Genomic DNA, 17,940 nt, shown 5'->3' with positions numbered 1-17,940 from the left:
CCCGTGCTGAAGGCAACGCTCAGGAGTTTCCTCGCGCACAAGGGCCGGCTGCTGCTCTCCGCGCTGGCCATCGTCCTGTCCGTGGCGTTCGTCGCGGGCAGCCTGATCTTCTCCGACACGGTCACCCGTACCTTCGACCGGCTCTTCGCCTCCACCTCCGCCGATGTCACGGTGAAACCGCGCGAGGACTTCACCTCGCAGGTGCCGTCCGGCGAGGCCCTGACCGTGCCCGCCTCACTGGCCCAGCGGGTCGCCGGGGTCGCCGGGGTCGAGGACGCCCACGCGGACGCGTCCGTCGAGAACATCACCGTCGTCGACGACCGCAACGAGTCGGTCTCGCCGACCTCGGGCGCCCCCACCATCGCCACCGACTGGTACCTCACCGACCGCAGCCCCGTCGAACTCACCTCAGGGCACGTCCCCGAGGGCGACGGCGAGGCCCTGCTGGACGCGGACACCGCCGACAGCAAGGACGTGGGCATCGGCGACACGCTCACCGTCCAGGCGCAGCCCGGGTCGTTCAGGGTGAAGATCGTCGGCATCGCCACCTTCACCACCACCAACCCGGGCGCGGCGCTGATCTTCCTGGACCCGAAGGCCGCGCCGACCATGCTGCTCGGTTCGCCGGACCGGGCCACGAGCATCTCGGTGACCGCCGCGAGCGGGGTGAGCGACGCGGAGCTGAAGACCCGTATCGCAGCCCAGATCGGCACCACCGACTACGAGTTGGAGACGGCCGCCGAACAGGCCGAGTCCGCCGCGGAGCAACTCGGCGGGTTCCTCGACGTGATCAAGTACGTCATGTTGGGATTTGCCGGGATCGCGGTACTCGTCGGGGTCTTCCTGATCGTCAACACCTTCTCGATGCTGATCGCCCAACGCACCCGCGAACTGGGCCTGTTGCGGGCGCTCGGCGCCGACCGGCGGCAGGTGCGCCGGTCTGTGCTGACGGAGGCGGTCCTGCTCGGCCTGATCGGCTCGACACTCGGCCTCGCCGTCGGGATCGGCCTCGCGGCCGGGCTGATCCGGCTGATGAGCGCCTTCGGCATGAACCTCAAGTCGGCCGACATGGTGGTGGGTTGGGCAACTCCCGTGTCGGCGTACGCCGTCGGACTCGGGGTCACCTTCGTGGCCGCCTACCTGCCGGCCCGGCGGGCCGCGGTCGTCTCCCCCATGGCCGCCCTCTCGGACGCCGAGATCGCGGGCGTGGGACGGCCGTTGCGGGTACGGGCAGTGGTGGGCGCGATCGTCGGCGCCCTCGGAGCAGCCGCACTCGTGGGCTGCGCCACGGCCGACGAGACGTCAACCTCCGCCTCCCTGCTGGGACTTGGGGTCGTCCTCACCCTCATCGCCACGGTCATCGCGGGCCCGCTGCTGGTCCGGCCGGTCATCCGGGTGCTCGGCGGGGCGTTCCCGGCGATCTACGGGCCGGTCGGCATGATGAGTCAGCGCAACGCCCTGCGCAATCCTCGCCGTACGGGGGCCACGGCCGCCGCGCTGATGGTGGGCCTCGCCCTGGTCGGCGGGATGTCGGTGGCCAGCGCCTCGATGACCAAGTCCTTCGACCAGCAGATCGACAAAACACTCGGCGCCGACTTCGTCGTGCAGAACGACAACTTCGTGCCGTTCCCGCAGGAGGTCGCCGACAAGGTGCGGGCCACGGACGGTGTGGGACTCGTCGTACGGCAGCGGTTCGTGCCGGTCGCGGTGACGACTCCGGACGGCAAGCGCCTCCAGACCACGGCCGCCGGGTACGACGCGCGGCTCGACGACGTCGCCCGGGTCGAGTACGTGCAGGGCGACACGGCCGCCGCGCTCGCGGACGGGCACCTGGCGATGTCCGCCGACTACGCCAAGGACCACGACGTCCGCCTCGGCACCGTCCTGCCGGTGGAGTTCCCGGACGGCGAACGGACCGAACTGACGGTCGCCGCCCTCACCGACCAGGAGAACGCCGAGGGCTTCGGCACACAGGGCGGGATCTACTTCGGCATCGCCGTCGCCGAGAAGTACGTGCCCGGCGGCCAGGAGTCCGCGCTGTACGTCAACGCCGTGGACGGCACGAGCGCGGACGAACTGCGTCCCGCGCTGGAGCGGACCCTCGAACCGTATCCGCAGGTCAAGGTGCGTGACCAGGCCGACTACAAGGAACTGATCCGCAACCAGATCGCGGTCCTGCTCTATCTCGTGTACGCGCTCCTCGGGCTCGCGATCGTCATCGCGGTGCTCGGCGTGGTCAACACCCTCGCCCTGTCGGTCGTGGAGCGCACCCGCGAGATCGGGCTGCTGCGGGCCATCGGACTGTCCCGGCGGCAGCTGCGCCGGATGATCCGGCTGGAGTCGGTGGTGATCGCCGTGTTCGGCGCGGTGCTGGGGCTGGGGCTTGGGCTGGTGTGGGGTGTGTGTATCCAGCGAGTGCTGGCGCTCCAGGGCATGGAGGTGCTGGCGATTCCCTTGAACACGATCGTCGCGGTGGTGGTGGGATCGGCGTTCGTCGGCGTCGTGGCGGCGCTGTTGCCTGCGCTGCGGGCGTCTCGGATGAACGTATTGGCGGCTATCGCACACGAGTGAAGGTGCACACGGCGGAACCTTGGGGGCGGCTCAGGTGGTGTCGCCCGTGCGGGTCCGCTGTGGCTGGTCGCGCAGTTCCCCGCGCCCCTGGGCGCCTTCCCATGAGGAGAGTTCATGTCGCGTCCGTTCCGTTTCGGGGTGAATCTGTTGGCGTCCGCGCCCGCCGACGAATGGCGGGGCAAGTGTCGGCGGGCCGAGGAACTCGGGTATGACGTGATCCTGGTTCCCGATCATCTCGGCATGGTTGCGCCCTTTCCGGCTCTGGTTGCGGCGGCCGGGGCTACCGAGCGGACCCGTCTGGGTACGTTCGTGCTCAACGCCGGCTTCTGGAACCCCGCCCTGCTGGCCCGCGAGGTCGCCACCACGGACGCCCTGACCGGTGGGCGCCTCGAACTCGGCCTCGGTACCGGATACGTACAGGCGGAGCACGACACGGCGGGCCTGTCGTACGGTTCGCCGGGCGAACGCGTGGACCATCTGCGGCGTACCGTCGAGGAGTTGGGCCGGCTGCTCTCCGATCAGCCTCGGGTGCCGCTGCTGATCGGTGCCAACGGCGACCGGATGCTGCGGCTCACCGCCGAGCACGCCGACATCGCGGCCTTCACGGGAGCCCGCCCGGTGCCGGGCAGTGCGACGGGAACGCTGGAGCCGCTGACGCCTGAGGAACTGGACGAGCGAGTCGCGGCCTATCACCGGCTGGCCGCCGGTCGGCCGGAACCCGCCGAGCTGAACCTGCTCCTCCAGATGGTCGCCGTCACCGACGACCCCGCCGCCGCACTCCAGCCCCTGCTGTCCCGTCAGCCGCAGCTGACCGTGGATCAGGCCCTTGAGCTGCCGCTCGTCCTGGCCGGCTCGCTGGAGCAGATCACCGAGCGGGTGCGGGCGATCCGGGACCGGTACGGGTTCACCTACTTCACCGTCCTGGAGCCGTACATGGAGCCGTTCGGGCAGGTGATCGAGGCGCTTCGGCCGGAGTGAACGGACCAGGGATGCGGCAGTCGTGTCGCCGCCGATCGGGTTATGCGTACAGCGGCGCGCAGACCGGGAAGTGACTGCCGATCAGACGATCAAATGCCTGGTCAGGGGAGTGTCATCGATTCCGGGGGCATGACCTGACGGCGGGTCGGGTGCCGCCGTGCGGGTCAGTCGGGTGGGCGCCCCGAGTGGTGCGGCGGGCGGGACTGGCTGACGGTGGATCACGTCGAGGCCGGGTTCCATCAGCTGACATCACGTCAGCGTCCCGGCAGCGGCGGAAGGACTTCGACCATGCGCTCTGCCCGCCTGCTCCTCGCTACCGCGACGGCCACGGCCGCTCTCGCGATCGCCGCACCCGGCGCCCTCGCCGCCGACGGCGACTGGGACAACGGTGACTCCTCCTACAGCAAGGAGCACGACAAGGACAGCAAGCACGACAAGCCGAACGGTGGAATCCACACGGGTGGCGGCGCGCTCACCGCGGTGAACGAGGGCGACTGGAGCAAGGGCGACGACACCGCCGCCGCCGACGACGCCAAGAAGGACTGGGAGGCCGACAAGGAGGCCCCGGCCGCCAGCGACGACCAGGCCGCCAAGGGCTCCGGCGACTGGGACTCCGCCGACAAGGAAGAGGAGAGCAGCAAGGGCGACTGGGGCTCCAAGCACGAGAAGCCCAGCGGTGGCATGCACACCGGTGGCGGCGCCCTCGCGAACCCGGGTGTCACGGCCGGCGGGCTGGCGGCCCTGGCGGTCGTCGGCGCGGGTGCGTACACGATGCGCCGCAGGAACGCGGCCGACCAGGCGTCCTGACCGATGCCTGACATAGCAGCCGGGGCCGTCGCGTGCGCACATCCGCCTGTGCGCACTGCGGCGGCCCGGCCGGTTCAGCCCCCCCTTCGTGCCATGCCCGTGTTCCAGTTAGGTGGTTCCCGATGGCAACCCGGTTGCCTTCCTTTCTTGAAGCCGCGTCCGTGTCGTCCAAGCGGCGCTTCCTTGTGCGTCTGGTCGCGTGGTCCGTCGTACTCCTGCTCCCTGTGCTGATCCTTTTCTCCGGGAACGACGAGTCGTCCGACGACGACCGCGCACCCCGCGCCGCGGCGGCGCACGCACCGTCCGCGTCGGCCTCGCCGTCCTCGTCCGCCTCGCCGAGGGCCTCGGCCCCGCCACGGGCCGGGAAGTATCTGGCGCGGGCCAGGCCGACGCGGCTGCTCATCCCGGCCATCGATGTGGACGCCCCCTTCGTCGGCCTCGACATCACCGAGTCGGGACAGCTCGAAGCGCCGCCCGCCGACGACGTGAACCTGGTCGGCTGGCAGGCCGACGGCGTGTCCCCCGGTGAGAGGGGCACCGCGATCATCGCCGGGCATGTCGACACGGCGACCTCTCCGGCCGTGTTCGCCGAGCTGAGCGAGCTGGACAAGGGCGACCGGTTCGCCGTCAAGCGCTCCGACGGGCGGACGGCCGTCTTCGTGGTCGACAGCGCCGAGACGTTCGAGAAGGACGACTTCCCCGACCGGCGCGTGTACGCCGACACCCCGCAGGCCCAGGTCCGGCTGATCACCTGCGCCGGTGACTACGACCACAAGGCGAAGGACTACACCGAGAACCTGGTCGTCTTCGCCCACCTCGTCTGACCCGTCGGCGGCTGCCACAAGCCCACCTGGGTGATCAGCGGTGGCGGGCCGGAACACCCGCTCCTAGCTTCGGCATATGACCAGACGACAGATCACCCACCTCGCATGCACCGCTGCTGTTGTTGCGTCGGGGCTCGGCGCCGCCGCGCCGGCGGACCACCGCACGGCGCACCAAGTACTCCGAGTCCACCGGGTGCAGCCCGGCGAATCGATCCAGAAGGCCGTGGACGCCGCGCGGCCGGGGGACACCGTTGTCCTCTCCCCCGGCACCTACCGCGAGAGCGTCCGCATCACCGTGCCGGACCTGACCCTCCGGGGATCCATCGCCGGACCCGCCGTCATCGTGCCCGGCCCGGCCGCCGACAGCACCTGTGCCACAGCGGGCAACGGCATCTGTGTGACCGGCACCAAGGCCAGCCCCGTCAAGGGCGTCACCCTGCGCTCGCTGACGATCCGGGGCTTCGCCAAGAACGGTCTGTGGGCGACCTGGACCGACCAGCTGAAGGTCCAGAACGTGACCGCCGAGAAGAACGGCCAGTGGGGCATCGCCCAGGAGAGGTCCGTACGCGGTGTGTTCAGCCGCAACCTCGCCAGGAACAACGGCGACGCCGGGCTCTTCGTCGCCAACACCGTCGACCGCGAGGACGGCGCCCAGGACTCCAAGGGCACCGTCGTCAGCAACAACCGCCTGGTCGGCAACCGGATCGGCGTCACGGTACGGCGGCTGCGGAACCTGACCGTCGAACGCAACGAGGCGACCGGGAACTGCGCCGCCGTGTTCGTGGTGGGCGACGAGGGCACACCGCGCGCCGGGGCGATGACCGTGAGCCGCAACCACATCCACGCCAACAACAAACTGTGTCCGAAGACCCCCCGACTGCCCTTCCTCCAGGGCTCGGGCATCGTCCTCACCGGCACCGAGAAGACGCTGGTGACGAAGAACAGGGTCGAGGACAACGTGGGCGCCTCACCGCTGTCAGGCGGCATCGTGCTGTTCAAGAGCTTCGTGGGCGCCCCCAACGAGAGCAACGAGATCCGCGACAACGTGGTGCTGCGCAACAGCACGGCCGATCTCGCCGACCGGGACACCGGGACGAACAACACCTTCCGCGACAACACCTGCGGGGTCTCCGAACCCGCCGGAATGTGCTGACCGACCGGCTCCCCGAACCCCCCGCACGGCACAACCACGAAGGCGAGGCAACACATGACGACCGTTGATCCGGCTCCCCCGGCTTCCTCCCCGGCTCCTCCCGCTCCCCCACCGCCGATGCGGCTGCGGGAACTCGTCTTCGGGGCGGCCTGCGCCGCCGCCGTACGCGCCGCCGCCCGGCTGGGCGTCGCCGACGCCATGCAGGACACGCCCATGACCGTGGAGGACCTCGCCGCGGCGGTGAAGACCCAGCCGCAGACATTGCGACGGCTGCTGCGCGCGCTGTCCTGCCAGGGCGTCTTCGAGGAGCGCCCCGACGGCACCTTCGTCCACACGGAGATGTCCCGGCTGCTGCGCGAGGACGACCCGCACAGCCTCCGCTACATCGCGCTGTGGTGCACCGAGCCGTGGACGTGGAACGTCTGGCCGCAGCTGGACGAGGCGGTGCGCACCGGCCGGAACGTCTTCGAGGACATGTACGACCGGGAGTTCTTCTCGTACCTCAACGAGGAGGCCCCCGAGTCGGCGTACGTCTTCAACCGCGCGATGACGACGTCCAGCGAGCAGTCGGCGCGGGACGTCGCGAACCTGCTGGACCTGGCCGGGGTGTCCTCGGTCGCGGACATCGGCGGCGGTCAGGGCCGGGTCGTGGCGAGCCTCCTGGAGAAGCACCCCGGGATGCACGGCACGCTGCTCGACCTGCCCGGCGTGGTGGAGAACGCCGATCCACGGCTGCGCGACGGGGGTTCACTGGCCCCGCGGGTGAGCATCGTGGCCGGGGACTGCCGGGAGGACATCCCCGTACAGGCGGATGTGTACATCATCAAGAACATCCTGGAGTGGGACGACGACAGCACCCGCCGGGCGCTGGCGAACGTCCGCAAGGCGGCGCGGCCCGGTGCGCGGGTCGTCGTGATCGAGAACCTCGTGGACGACACCCCCTCGATGAAGTTCACGACGGCCATGGACCTGCTGCTGCTCCTCAACGTCGGCGGTGCGAAGCACACCCGGCAGAGCATGGTCGACCGGCTGACGGACGCGGGCCTGGTCATCGGCGAGATCCGCCCGGTCAACGCGTATCTGCACGCCTTCGAGTGCACCGTCCCCGGCTGACCCGCTCCCAGCACAAACCCCGAGGCCGGTATCGCGACTTCCGCGATACCGGCCTCGGGGTTTGTGTGCTCAGGAGCGGCCGTCGCGCTCCCACTGGTAGAAGCAGTGCGCCATGGCGTCCTTGGGGCTGCGCCAGGTCTGCGGGTCGTACGCGGAGACGTACGCCGACAGCTTGTCGCTGATGCCCCGGAACTCGGGGTGCCCGGCCACCTTCGCGATGGCCGGCGCCGGGTCCTGGTCGGCCTCGATGAAGTGCAGGTACACGTCGCCGTACTGGAAGAGGCTGCGGCGGGTGACCCCGACCAGGTGCGGCAGTTCACCGCTGTCGGAGGTGGCGAACAGGTCGGCGATCGCCGGCGCCGAACCGGGTGCCATACGGGCGACGATCAGGGCGTGATGCATCGGGGGTCGTCCTTCCTGGGCGGATGGTTCAGCGGGGCAGGGGCGCGTTCTGGCGTTCGCGGGCGGCCTGCTCGATCTTGTCCCGGATGAGCGCCATCTGCGTACGGGAGTTGCGGTTGATGTTGTCCGTCATCCACTCGTCGTCGACCGGGGCGTCGGGCTTCATCGCGAAGTCCTGCGTCCAGCGCATCTGGGTGCCGCCCGGCAGCTCGGTGTACTCCCACAGGATGTTCATGTGGGCGAAGGGGCCCGTCTCGACGCGGCGGGCCCGGACGGTCCGCTCCGCGCGGTTCACGGTCCGTTCCGAGACCCAGCTCCAGACCTTGCCGTTGTCGTCCGGGAACATGGTCAGCCGGAAGGCCGTCGTGTCGCCCTCGCGGGAGAGGACTTCGAGGGAGGAGTACTCGGTGAAGAGTCTCGGCCAGTTCTCGATGTCGTTGGTCATGTCCCAGACCAGGTCGAGAGGGGCGTCGACGGTGATGCTGTTCTCGGTGTGTCCGGCCACGGTCAGGCTCCAGCCTTGAGGGTGCTGTTGACGAGGTCGAGGAACTCCTGGGGCGTCCTGCAGCGCTCCGAGTCGGGGGGAAGGGACTTGCCGTACTGGTTCTCCAGCTCGCCGACGATGCCGAGCAGGCCGAGCGAGTCGAGGCCGAGGATCCCGAAGGGGGTGTCCGAGGCGCGCTCCAGTTCGCGGGGGTCGACGGTGACTCCGGCGCCCCTCTTCATGAGGGCGGCCAGCTCGTCGTAGGTCACTTCGGTGGTGATCATGCGGGTGTGCTCCTTCCCGCCCGGTGTCATCGGGCGGAGTCGTCCTCGCGGCGCACTACCAGCGCCGCGTTGGAACCCATCAGTCCCCGGCTGAGGACCAGGGCCGTGCGCGGCTCGGCGGGGCGAGCGCGGGACATCACCAGGTCGAGGTCGTGGCAGATGTCGAACACGTTGGGGGTGGGCGGGATCAGCCGGTGCTCCATGGCGAGCACCGCCGCCGCGATGTCCAGCACGGGCGCCCCGCAGTAGGCGCGCCCGATGCCGGTCTTGGGCGCCGTGACGGGGACCTTGGCGCCGTACGACCCGAGGGCGTCGGCGATGGCCCCGGCCTCGGCGCGGTCGGCCTCCGGCACGCCCAGGGCGTCGGCGAAGACGACGTCGATCTCCTCGGGGGCGCACCCGGCCTCGTCGAGGGCGCCCCTGATCGCCTGGGCGAGCCCGTCCCTGGACCGGTCCCAGCGGGAGGCACCGGTGAAGGTGGCGGCGTGCCCGGCGACGACGGCCCGGACGGGCGCCCCCCGGTCACGGGCGCGGTTCTCGTCCTCGACGACGAGCATCGCGCCGCCCTCCGCGGGCACGAAGCCGCAGGCGGCCTCGGTGAAGGGGCGGTAGGCGCGGGACGGGTCCTCGACGGTGCTGAGTTCGCCGTAACCGAGCTGGCAGACCATCGAGTACGGGGCCAGGGGTGCCTCCGCGCCACCGACGACGACCGCGCCGGTGCCGCGCCGTACGGCCCGTGCGGCGTGCGCGACGGCGTCCAGACCGCCCGCCTCGTCGCTCGCGACCACTCCGCACGGTCCCTTGAAGCCGCTGCGGATGGAGATCTGGCCGGTGCTGGCGGCGTAGAACCAGGCGATGGACTGGTACGGGCCCACGTACCGCGATCCCTGGCCCCACAGCTTCTGGAGTTCCCGCTGCCCGAACTCGCCGCCGCCGGACCCTGCGGCCGTGACGACCCCGATGTCGAAAGGGTCCTCCGGTTCGCCCCGGCCGATGCCGGCGTCGTCGAGGGCGAGTGCGGCGGCGGCCATGGCGAAGTGGCTGAACCGGTCGGTCTGGACGAGGAACCGTTCCTCGATGAGACCGGCCGCGTCGAAGCCCCGGACCTCGCCCGCGACCCGCAGCGGCAGATGCCCGCAGCCCTCGCGGGTGATCCCGTCCAGGACGACGAGGCCCTCGCCGACGGCCTTCCAGTACGAGTCGGCCCGCAGACCGTTGGGCGCGATCACACCGATCCCGGTGATGGCCGCGCGCGGCGTGCGCCGAGTGCCCTTGGCAGACTGGGTCTTCATCGTTTCCTCCCGCCCGGCCCCGTCAGCAGTACGGCCGACTGGAAGCCGCCGAATCCGCTGCCGACGGAGAGCACGTTCCTGAGCTTCCGTTCGCGCGCCGTGCGCGGTACGTAGTCCAGGTCGCACTCGGGGTCGGGTGTCTCGTAGTTCGCCGTCGGTGGCACGGCCTGGTGCTTCAGGGCGAGGACGCAGGCGACGACCTCGATCGCGCCGATCGCGCCGAGCGAGTGGCCCACCATGGATTTGATGGAACTCATGGGGATGTCGTAGGCGTGCGCGCCCAGGGACCGCTTCACGGCGGCGGTCTCGTGCCGGTCGTTCTGTTTGGTGCCCGAGCCGTGCGCGTTGACGTAGTCGATCTGTGTGGGGTCGAGACGGGCCTGGTCGAGCGTGGAGTCGATCGCCCGGGCCATCTCCAGTCCGTCGCAGGTCAGACCGGTCATGTGGTAGGCGTTGCCGTAGGTGGCGTAGCCGCCGATCTCGCAGTAGATGTGCGCGCCACGGGCCCGGGCGTGCTCGTAGTCCTCCAGGACGAGCACCGCCGCGCCCTCGCCCATGACGAAGCCGTTGCGGTGCGCGTCGAAGGGCTTGGAGGCGTGTTCGGGGTCGTCGTTGTTGTCCGAGGTCGCCTTGATGGCGTCGAAGCACGCCATGGTGATCGGCGAGATCGGTGAGTCCGACGCCCCGGCGATGCAGATGTCGGCCCGGCCCTCCTCGATGGTGTGGAAGGCGTAGCCGACCGCGTCGATCCCGGAGGTGCAGCCGGTCGAGACGGTCTGCACCGGGCCCTGGGCGCCGAACTGTTCGGCGACGACCGAGGCGAGGGTGCTCGGCGAGAACGCCCGGTGCAGTTCCGGGTCGGCGCCGCGGTGGTCCACGTCCCACCGCTGGCCGCCCGAGCTGACCTGGACGTAGTCGTGTTCCAGGCGGGTGGTGCCGCCGACGGCGCTGCCCAGGGAGACCGCGACGCGCCAGGGGTCCTGGGCGCCGGTGGCGAACCCGGAGTCGCGTACGGCTTCGTCGGCGGCGACCATCGCGAACTGGATGTAGCGGTCGGCGTGTTGGCTCAGCGTCGGGTCGAGGCCGTGTGCGAGGGGGTCGAAGTCGCACTCGGCGGCGATGCGCGAGCGCAGGCCCGCCGGGTCGAACAGCGTGATGCCGCGGGTCGCGGTACGGCCGCCGGAGAGGAGGTCCCAGAACGCCGTCGTTCCGGTACCGCCGGGAGCGACCACACCGATGCCGGTGACAGCCACCCGCCGGGTCACCGTATGGCCCCGCTCCGCTCGGACCGCTGTCCGTGGTCCGGAGCGAGCCGGTCCGGCCCGCCGACGGCGAACTCCGTGCCGGGTGCGGTGGTCTCGGTCACCTCCGTGTCCACGTGCCCGAGGCTGGGGCGCGGGGCGAGGGGGCCGAGGTGGAAGACCATACGGGCCTCCACGTCACCGACGTTGCGGAAGCGGTGGCGTACGTCGATGGGGATCAGGAGTCCCTGGTCGGGCCGGAGGGCGTGCGTCTCGCCGTCCAGGTCGACTTCGAGGGCGCCCGCGACGACGTACACGAACTCCTCGGAGTACGGGTGGTAGTGCTCGCCGATGCGCTCGCCGGGCTGGACGATGGCCAGGCCCATGAAGCCGCTGGTGGAACCCACCGTGGCGGGCGTGAGCATGGCCCGCAGGTCGCCGCCGCGTCTGCGGTTGGGTTCTGTCTCGCTCAGGTCCACGATGCATGGGTGCTGCTTGTTCATGGTTGACACCTCCGGGTGGGGCTGGGACGTCGTCCGGGCGGGGAGGAAGGGCGATCCGTCAGGACTGGGCGGAGCTGCGGTCGGTGACGGGCATCATGTCGGCGTGCGACAGGAGGCGGTTGATGTTGCGGTCCGTCTCCAGGGAGCCCTCGACGCCGATCGCGGGACCGTCGAGGAGACGCTCCAGCTCCGCCGCCTTCCCGGGGCCCTTGAGGCCGAGGGAGGAGACGGGGTCGGCGTCGAGTTCGCCGGTGAGGTCGACGAGTCGGACAACGATGTCATCGCGCTGGAAGACGGTGCTGCCGTACACCGGGCTCGCCGGGTCGTCGGCCGCTGCCTCGTCCTGGTGGGCGAGCAGCTTGGCCAGGTCCATGCCCCGGCCTTCCTTCGCCGGGTAGTACAGCGCGTGCCTGCGCAGTCCGGCGGGTACCTCGTCGCCGGAGACCACGTGGTGGACGGCGGGGAGCGCGGCCCGGGTGAAGAAGACCCGCGCGGAGTCGGGGTCGGACAGGTCCCGGTCCTGCTCCAGGTACGGGTTGATGGCCTCCTCGACCGCCCGCACCTCGGGCTGGCGGGCGACGTGACGCAGGGCCGCGAGCAGATCGCCCTCGACCTCGACGGCCCGTACGACCCGGTTGCCGTGCATGAAGAGGGAGGTGCGGCGCAGCCGCGTGGTGTCGTCGACCTGGGCCTCGGGCGAGGTGTAGCCGGCCAGGATCTCGGCGACCTTGGACTCGGAGCCCGGCTTGACGGTGAAGGTGAGGGCGTGGCGTGCGACACCGTCGCCCACCCGGGCCGTCACCTGCATGGCCGCGGACGCCTGTTCCGGGGTGAGCGGGGCGTTGGGGGTCGTCTCGCGGAGGATGCTGTAGCGCATCGACCGGGTGTCCCGGACGCAGCTGTGCATCGGCCGTACGGTCTCGACGTGCTCCTCGCTGTTGACCCAGGCGAGGAAGGGCGGGGCGCTCTCCCACTCGCTGGTGATGAGCCACTGCGAGGGGTTCTCGATGGACTGGCAGAGCTGGTCACTGAGGTGACCGGGGACGGACGCGACCTGGTTGCGCATGTGTTCGTACGCGTCCAGGAACTGCTGCTGGGCTCCTTCGTACAGGTCGAGCAGCAGGATCACCCGCAGCCTGGAGCCGTCGAACGCTGACTGCGATATGCGTCCCGAGATGGTCATCCGGCGCACCTCTCCTCTTCGTGGTGGAAGTCCTTCGCCGTCGAAGTCCTTCGTGGTGGAAGGCGGGGAGCGACCGTCGTGGCCGAAAGCCGGGGCCGCCATGAGCCGATAGTTGACGCGAGTTGCGGAGTGCGCGACTCCCGCGGGGTCGGGCGAGTGAACCGTGCGCCATCTGGGTGCCCCTGACGGGCGAAAAGGGCCCGCGGCACGCAGTGTGCAGGTGCATGCCATCGCTGACCCGCGTCCCGGCAGACACCGGCAGAAACTGGAGGCGTTCAATGAACCGCACGGAAACGGAAGAGGCCGACGGCTCGGGCGGCCACCGCACGCCCGTCCTGATCGTCGGCGGCTCCCTGGTGGGCCTGTCCACCTCCCTGTTCCTCGGGCGCCTCGGGGTGCCGCACACCCTCGTGGAGCGGCACTCGGGCACCTCGATCCATCCACGGGGGCGGGGGAACAACGTGCGCACGATGGAGCTGTTCCGGGTGGCCGGGGTGGAGCGGCGCATCGAGGAGGCGGCGTCGGTGCTGGCCGACAACCACGGCATCCTGCAGACGCCGACCCTGGTGGGCGATGCGGGCGAGTGGCTGTTCAAGGAGATCGACCCGGGCGGCGGCCTGGCCCGGTTCAGCCCGAGCGGTTGGTGCCTGTGCAGTCAGAACGACCTGGAGCCGGTCCTGTTGGAGAGCGCGCGGGCGCTGGGCGGGGATCTGCGGTTCTCGACCGAGCTGATGTCGTTCGAGCAGGGCCCCGAGGGGGTGACCGCGCAGGTCAAGAGCCGGGAGACGGGTGAGCACACCACGATCCGGGCGGACTATCTTGTCGCGGCGGACGGTCCGCGCAGCCCGATCCGTGAGCAGCTGGGCATCGGGCAGAGCGGCCCGGGCGACCTGTTCCACAACGTGAGCATCACCTTCACCTCCCGTGGTCTCGCGGAGGTGGTCGGCGACCGGCGGTTCATCGTCTGCTACCTGACCAGCCCGGACGCCGACGGGGCGCTGCTGCCGGTCGACAACCGGGAGCGCTGGGTCTTCCACGCGCCCTGGCACCCCGAACACGGCGAGACGCTGGAGGAGTTCACCGACGAGCGGTGCCGGGACCACATCCGGCGGGCCGTCGGCGTACCGGACCTGGATGTGGAGATCACCGGCCGGGCCCCCTGGCACGCCGCCGAGCGGGTCGCCGAACGGTACGCGGACGGCAGGGTGTTCCTCGCCGGCGACTCGGCCCACGAGATGTCCCCCACCGGCGCGTTCGGCTCCAACACCGGTATCCAGGACGCCCACAACCTCGCCTGGAAGCTGGCCGCCGTGCTCGGTGGCTGGGCGGGTCCCGGTCTGCTGGCGTCGTACGACCTGGAGCGCCGCCCGGTCGCGGAGGCGACGAGCGCCCGTGCCTCTGCGCGGTCGGTCGAGCACAGCCACCCCGGGTACACCCCCTCCCCCGGAGCCGGCGGCCCCGGCGGGAAGAAGGGCGGCATCCTCAACGTGGCGCTGGGCTACCGCTATCCGCAGGGCGCGGTCGTGGGTGCCGATCCGTCGGTGCCGGTCGTGCCCGAGGGCGTACGGCTGACGGGTGAGCCCGGGAGCCGCGCTCCCCACCTGTGGCTGAACCGCGCGGGCACCCGGATCTCGACGCTCGACCTGTACGAGGGTTCGCTGGTCCTGCTCAGCTCGGCGGGCGCCGGCGGCGGCTGGCACGACGCGGCGACGGGCGTCGCACGCGAACTGTCGGTGCCGCTCACCTCGTACCGGATCGGCAGCGGGCCGGACGCGGAGCTGTCCCCCGCGAGCGACCCGGAGTGGGCGGAGGTGCACGGCGTCTCCATGGACGGAGCGGTGCTGGTGCGCCCCGACGGATTCGTCGCCTGGCGCTCGGAGGGGCCGTCGGCGGATCCGGAGGCGGTGTTGCGGGAGGCCCTTTCGGCGCTCTTCGACCGGCGCTGACTGTTCGATCCGTCTTCGTGCACGGAAACCTCACGTCCGTGCATGGAAACGGGTTCGCCAGACGGACCGGGGCTCTGCTTGGCTCGCCCCATGACTGATCTGCACATCCGCCACGCCACCCCCGGCGACATCGACTCCGTGCTGGCGTTCTGGCGCGAGGCCGCCGAGGGAACCAGCATCAGCGACGACCGCGACGGCGTGGCCCGACTCGTCGACCGGGACCCCGAAGCCCTGCTTCTCGCAGAGCGCGACGGGGTTCTGGCGGGAACGGTGATAGCCGGTTTCGACGGCTGGCGCTGCCACCTCTACCGGCTCGCGGTGCATCCGGAGCGGCGGCGCCAGGGCATCGGCTCGGCGCTGCTGGCCGCCGCCGAGGAGCGCTTCGTACGATTGGGCGGACGGCGCGCGGACGCCATGGTGCTGGAGCGCAACGAGAGCGGGCAGCAGACGTGGCGGGCGGCCGGGTACGGGCCAGAGGAGCAGTGGCGTCGCTGGGTGAAGCCGCTGACCGACTGAGCTACTTTGCGCATCCTTTACTATTGTCGGAACAATCTCTTCCCCAAGTTCTCTCATTTCTCCGAGGAAAGGTGTGAGCGTCCGCCCATGGGCGAGCCTCCCAGTAGCACTGGACATCGAGCGGTCCCCCCGGCCCTGTCCGATCATGGGACGGAGGTGAACCGATGACAGAAGTGCTCCTCCTCCTGGTGGCGATCCTGCTCTCCCTGGCCTGTGGCGCCTTCGTCGCGGCGGAGTTCTCCCTGACCACGGTCGAGCGCGGCGAGCTGGAACGGGCCGTGGAACGCGGCGAGCGGGGCGCAGCGAGCGCCCTGAAGGCCGTACGGAACCTCACGTTCCAGCTCTCCGGCGCGCAGCTCGGCATCACGGTCACCAATCTCGTGGTCGGCATGCTCTCCGAGCCGTCGATCGCCGCCCTGATCTCGGGCCCGCTGGAGTCGGCCGGCGTCTCGGCCTCGGCGTCCTCGTCCCTGGCGCTGGTGCTCGGTACGGCGCTGTCGACCGTCTTCCTGATGGTCGTCGGCGAGCTGGTGCCCAAGAACTGGGCGATCTCCGCACCGCTGGCCGTGGCCAAACGGGTGGCGACACCGCAGCGCTGGTTCAGCGCCGTGTTCGGGCCGTTCATCACCCACCTCAACAACACGGCGAACCGCATGGTGCGCCTCTTCGGCATCGAGCCCGCCGAGGAGCTGGCCTCCGCACGCGGGCCCCAGGAACTGGCGGCACTGGCCCGGCACTCCGCCAAGGAGGGCGCCCTGGAGCCCGACACCGCCGAACTGTTCGTACGGACCCTGAACCTCGCCGACCTCACCGCGGAGAACGTGATGACACCGCGCGTCCAGGTCGTCGCCCTCGACGCCCAGGCGACCTGCGAGGACGTGGCGAACGCGACCCGGGCGACCGGGCTGTCCCGGTTCCCCGTCTACCGCGGCAACCTCGACTCGGTCGTCGGCGTCGCGCACATCAAGGACTGTCTGACGGTGCCCGCGGAGCGGCGCCCCCGGGTGCGCGTCTCCGAACTGATGCGCGAGCCGCTGCTCGTCCCCGAGTCACTGACCGTCGACCGGCTGCTGGACCGGCTGGGCGGCAAGCGCACGATGGCCGTCGTCATCGACGAGTACGGCGGTACGGCGGGCGTGGCCACGCTGGAGGACATCGTCGAGGAGGTCGTCGGCGAGGTACGGGACGAGCACGACCCGCACGAGACGTCCGACCTCGACCCGGCCGGCGTGGACGACGAGGGCCGCGCCCTCTACTCCGCGGACGGCGCCGCCCGCACCGACCAGCTCGCCCGCGTCGGCCTCCGGATGCCGGAGGGGCCGTACGAGACGCTCGCGGGCCTCGTCGCCACGGAACTGGGCCGTATTCCGCAGGCCGGTGACACCGTCGAGGTGGCCGACTGGCGCCTGGAAGTACTGGACGCGTCGGGCCGCAGAGCGGCACGCGTCCTGCTGCACGCACCGCTCGTGAAGGAAGAAGCCGGGACCGACAAGGAAGGGGAGGCGAAGTGACCACGATCCAGCTGCTGATCGGTCTGGCGACACTGGTCGTCAACGCCTTCTTCGTGGGCGCCGAGTTCGCGCTGATCTCCGTACGCCGCAGCCAGATCGAGCAGTACGTGGCTGAAGGCGCCGACGGGGACCGCGCGGACGGCGACCGGCGGGCGAAGAGCGTCCTGTGGGGCCTGGAACACGTGTCCGCACTGATGGCGGCGGCCCAGCTCGGCATCACGCTGTGCACGCTGATCCTCGGTGTGGTCGCGGAACCGGCGATCGCGCATCTGCTGGAACCGGTGTTCCACGCGGTGGGCGTCCCCGAGAGCGCGGGTCACGCGGTGTCCTTCGTGATCGCCCTCGCCCTGGCGACCTATCTGCACATGCTGCTCGGCGAGATGGTGCCGAAGAACATCGCCCTCGCGGAGCCGGTGCGCAGCGCGCTGCTGCTCGGCCCTCCTCTGGTGGCCCTGGCGCGGGCGCTGAAGCCCGTGATCTTCACCATCAACGCCTTCGCGAACACGCTCCTGAGGCTGCTGCGCGTCGAGGTCAAGGACGAGGTCACGGCGACATTCTCCGACGCCGAACTGGCCCGCCTGGTCCGGGACTCCGGCGAGGCGGGACTCATCGACGACCGCGCGCTGGAACGGCTGCACGACGCCCTGGAACTGGGCCGCAGGCCGGTGCGTGACGTCGTGCTCCCGCTGGAAAGCGTCGTCTACGCGCGCGTGGGCGTCACTCCGGAGGAGCTGGAGCGCCTGTCGGCCGAGTCGGGCTTCTCGCGCTTCCCGGTGGTGGACGAGGAGCGCCGGATCGCCGGCTACCTGCACGTCAAGGACGCGCTGGACGCCGCACCCCGGGACCTCGCCTTCCAGGTCCGGGACATGCGGACCATCGCGAGCGTACGGGCGGACACTCCCCTGGACGACGTCCTCACGGCGATGCGGCGCAGCCGTACGCACCTGGCGGCGGTGCAGGGCGAGGACGGGCTGCTCGCGGGCATCGTGACGATGGAGGACGTGCTGCGGGAGCTGTTCGGACAGCCGGCCTGAGCGGGCGGAGGGTGAGCGCGCGAAGGGGGAGCGCGCAGAGGGGGAGGCGGGTGAGGAGGCCGACCTACTGACGGGTATGTACACGGGTTATCATCTTT

17 protein-coding genes are annotated in these 17,940 nt (G+C 70.6%); 10 read left to right on the top strand and 7 right to left on the bottom strand.

Annotated features, from left to right (window positions below):
- Positions 1 to 3 precede the first annotated feature (3 nt).
- The 6 genes from ACWDR4_RS36630 (at position 4) to ACWDR4_RS36605 (ending at position 7,446) form a co-directional block, all read left to right on the top strand.
- Positions 4 to 2,571, top strand: coding sequence for an ABC transporter permease (locus tag ACWDR4_RS36630; protein ID WP_450414886.1), 2,568 nt, complete (start codon positions 4 to 6; stop codon positions 2,569 to 2,571).
- Positions 2,572 to 2,685: 114 nt separating this feature from the next.
- Positions 2,686 to 3,549, top strand: coding sequence for an LLM class F420-dependent oxidoreductase (locus tag ACWDR4_RS36625; protein WP_450414884.1), 864 nt, complete (start codon positions 2,686 to 2,688; stop codon positions 3,547 to 3,549).
- A 288-nt stretch (positions 3,550 to 3,837) separates the two neighbouring features.
- Positions 3,838 to 4,356 carry a hypothetical protein gene (locus ACWDR4_RS36620; protein ID WP_450414883.1) on the top strand — a complete coding sequence of 173 codons (519 nt, stop codon included), beginning with the start codon at positions 3,838 to 3,840 and terminating at the stop codon, positions 4,354 to 4,356.
- A gap of 122 nt (positions 4,357 to 4,478) precedes the next feature.
- On the top strand, positions 4,479 to 5,180 hold the full coding sequence (locus ACWDR4_RS36615) for a class F sortase (protein WP_450414882.1): 702 nt from the start codon (positions 4,479 to 4,481) through the stop codon (positions 5,178 to 5,180).
- 76 nt (positions 5,181 to 5,256) lie between these two features.
- Entirely contained in the window at positions 5,257 to 6,333 is a 1,077-nt protein-coding gene (locus tag ACWDR4_RS36610) for a right-handed parallel beta-helix repeat-containing protein (RefSeq protein WP_450414880.1), read from the top strand.
- Between the two features lie 54 nt (positions 6,334 to 6,387).
- Positions 6,388 to 7,446, top strand: a complete 1,059-nt coding sequence (locus tag ACWDR4_RS36605; protein ID WP_450414879.1) for a methyltransferase — start codon at positions 6,388 to 6,390, stop codon at positions 7,444 to 7,446.
- 69 nt (positions 7,447 to 7,515) lie between these two features.
- Here ACWDR4_RS36605 and ACWDR4_RS36600 read toward each other — a convergent pair whose 3' ends face one another.
- Genes ACWDR4_RS36600 through ACWDR4_RS36570 form a run of 7 tightly spaced genes read right to left on the bottom strand, consistent with a single transcriptional unit; the run spans position 7,516 to position 12,835 of the window.
- Positions 7,516 to 7,848: a TcmI family type II polyketide cyclase gene (locus ACWDR4_RS36600; protein ID WP_450414877.1), complete on the bottom strand. Its 333-nt coding sequence runs from the start codon at positions 7,846 to 7,848 to the stop codon at positions 7,516 to 7,518.
- A gap of 28 nt (positions 7,849 to 7,876) precedes the next feature.
- Positions 7,877 to 8,353, bottom strand: coding sequence for an SRPBCC family protein (locus ACWDR4_RS36595; RefSeq protein WP_450414876.1), 477 nt, complete (start codon positions 8,351 to 8,353; stop codon positions 7,877 to 7,879).
- A gap of 2 nt (positions 8,354 to 8,355) precedes the next feature.
- Positions 8,356 to 8,616 carry a phosphopantetheine-binding protein gene (locus ACWDR4_RS36590; RefSeq protein ID WP_369033825.1) on the bottom strand — a complete coding sequence of 87 codons (261 nt, stop codon included), beginning with the start codon at positions 8,614 to 8,616 and terminating at the stop codon, positions 8,356 to 8,358.
- Between the two features lie 26 nt (positions 8,617 to 8,642).
- The gene (locus ACWDR4_RS36585; RefSeq protein WP_450414875.1) at positions 8,643 to 9,908 is read right to left on the bottom strand and encodes a ketosynthase chain-length factor; all 1,266 of its coding nucleotides are present in this window, start codon (positions 9,906 to 9,908) and stop codon (positions 8,643 to 8,645) included.
- The gene (locus ACWDR4_RS36580) at positions 9,905 to 11,173 is read right to left on the bottom strand and encodes a beta-ketoacyl-[acyl-carrier-protein] synthase family protein (RefSeq protein ID WP_450414873.1); all 1,269 of its coding nucleotides are present in this window, start codon (positions 11,171 to 11,173) and stop codon (positions 9,905 to 9,907) included. Before ACWDR4_RS36580 ends, ACWDR4_RS36585 begins: the two co-directional genes overlap by 4 nt.
- A complete protein-coding gene (locus ACWDR4_RS36575) occupies positions 11,170 to 11,652 on the bottom strand; it encodes a cupin domain-containing protein (RefSeq protein WP_450414872.1) in 483 nt (160 codons plus the stop codon). Before ACWDR4_RS36575 ends, ACWDR4_RS36580 begins: the two co-directional genes overlap by 4 nt.
- A 58-nt stretch (positions 11,653 to 11,710) precedes the next feature.
- Positions 11,711 to 12,835, bottom strand: coding sequence for a SchA/CurD-like domain-containing protein (locus ACWDR4_RS36570; protein ID WP_450414870.1), 1,125 nt, complete (start codon positions 12,833 to 12,835; stop codon positions 11,711 to 11,713).
- Between the two features lie 278 nt (positions 12,836 to 13,113).
- Here ACWDR4_RS36570 and ACWDR4_RS36565 point away from each other — a divergent pair, with 278 nt between their 5' ends.
- The 4 genes from ACWDR4_RS36565 to ACWDR4_RS36550 all read left to right on the top strand — a co-directional run bounded on the left by ACWDR4_RS36565 (position 13,114) and on the right by ACWDR4_RS36550 (position 17,842).
- Entirely contained in the window at positions 13,114 to 14,781 is a 1,668-nt protein-coding gene (locus ACWDR4_RS36565) for an FAD-dependent oxidoreductase (protein WP_450414868.1), read from the top strand.
- A 90-nt stretch (positions 14,782 to 14,871) separates the two neighbouring features.
- The gene (locus tag ACWDR4_RS36560; protein WP_450414867.1) at positions 14,872 to 15,297 is read left to right on the top strand and encodes a GNAT family N-acetyltransferase; all 426 of its coding nucleotides are present in this window, start codon (positions 14,872 to 14,874) and stop codon (positions 15,295 to 15,297) included.
- Positions 15,298 to 15,461: 164 nt separating this feature from the next.
- The gene (locus tag ACWDR4_RS36555; RefSeq protein WP_450414865.1) at positions 15,462 to 16,808 is read left to right on the top strand and encodes a hemolysin family protein; all 1,347 of its coding nucleotides are present in this window, start codon (positions 15,462 to 15,464) and stop codon (positions 16,806 to 16,808) included.
- The gene (locus tag ACWDR4_RS36550; RefSeq protein ID WP_450414863.1) at positions 16,805 to 17,842 is read left to right on the top strand and encodes a hemolysin family protein; all 1,038 of its coding nucleotides are present in this window, start codon (positions 16,805 to 16,807) and stop codon (positions 17,840 to 17,842) included. The genes ACWDR4_RS36555 and ACWDR4_RS36550 overlap by 4 nt, the downstream gene beginning before the upstream one ends.
- Positions 17,843 to 17,940: the final 98 nt, after the last annotated feature.

It is taken from the genome of Streptomyces sp. NPDC000878, assembly GCF_053599695.1.
Note: the sequence above shows the minus strand (reverse complement) of the source record. Positions and strands in the feature narration are given on the sequence as shown.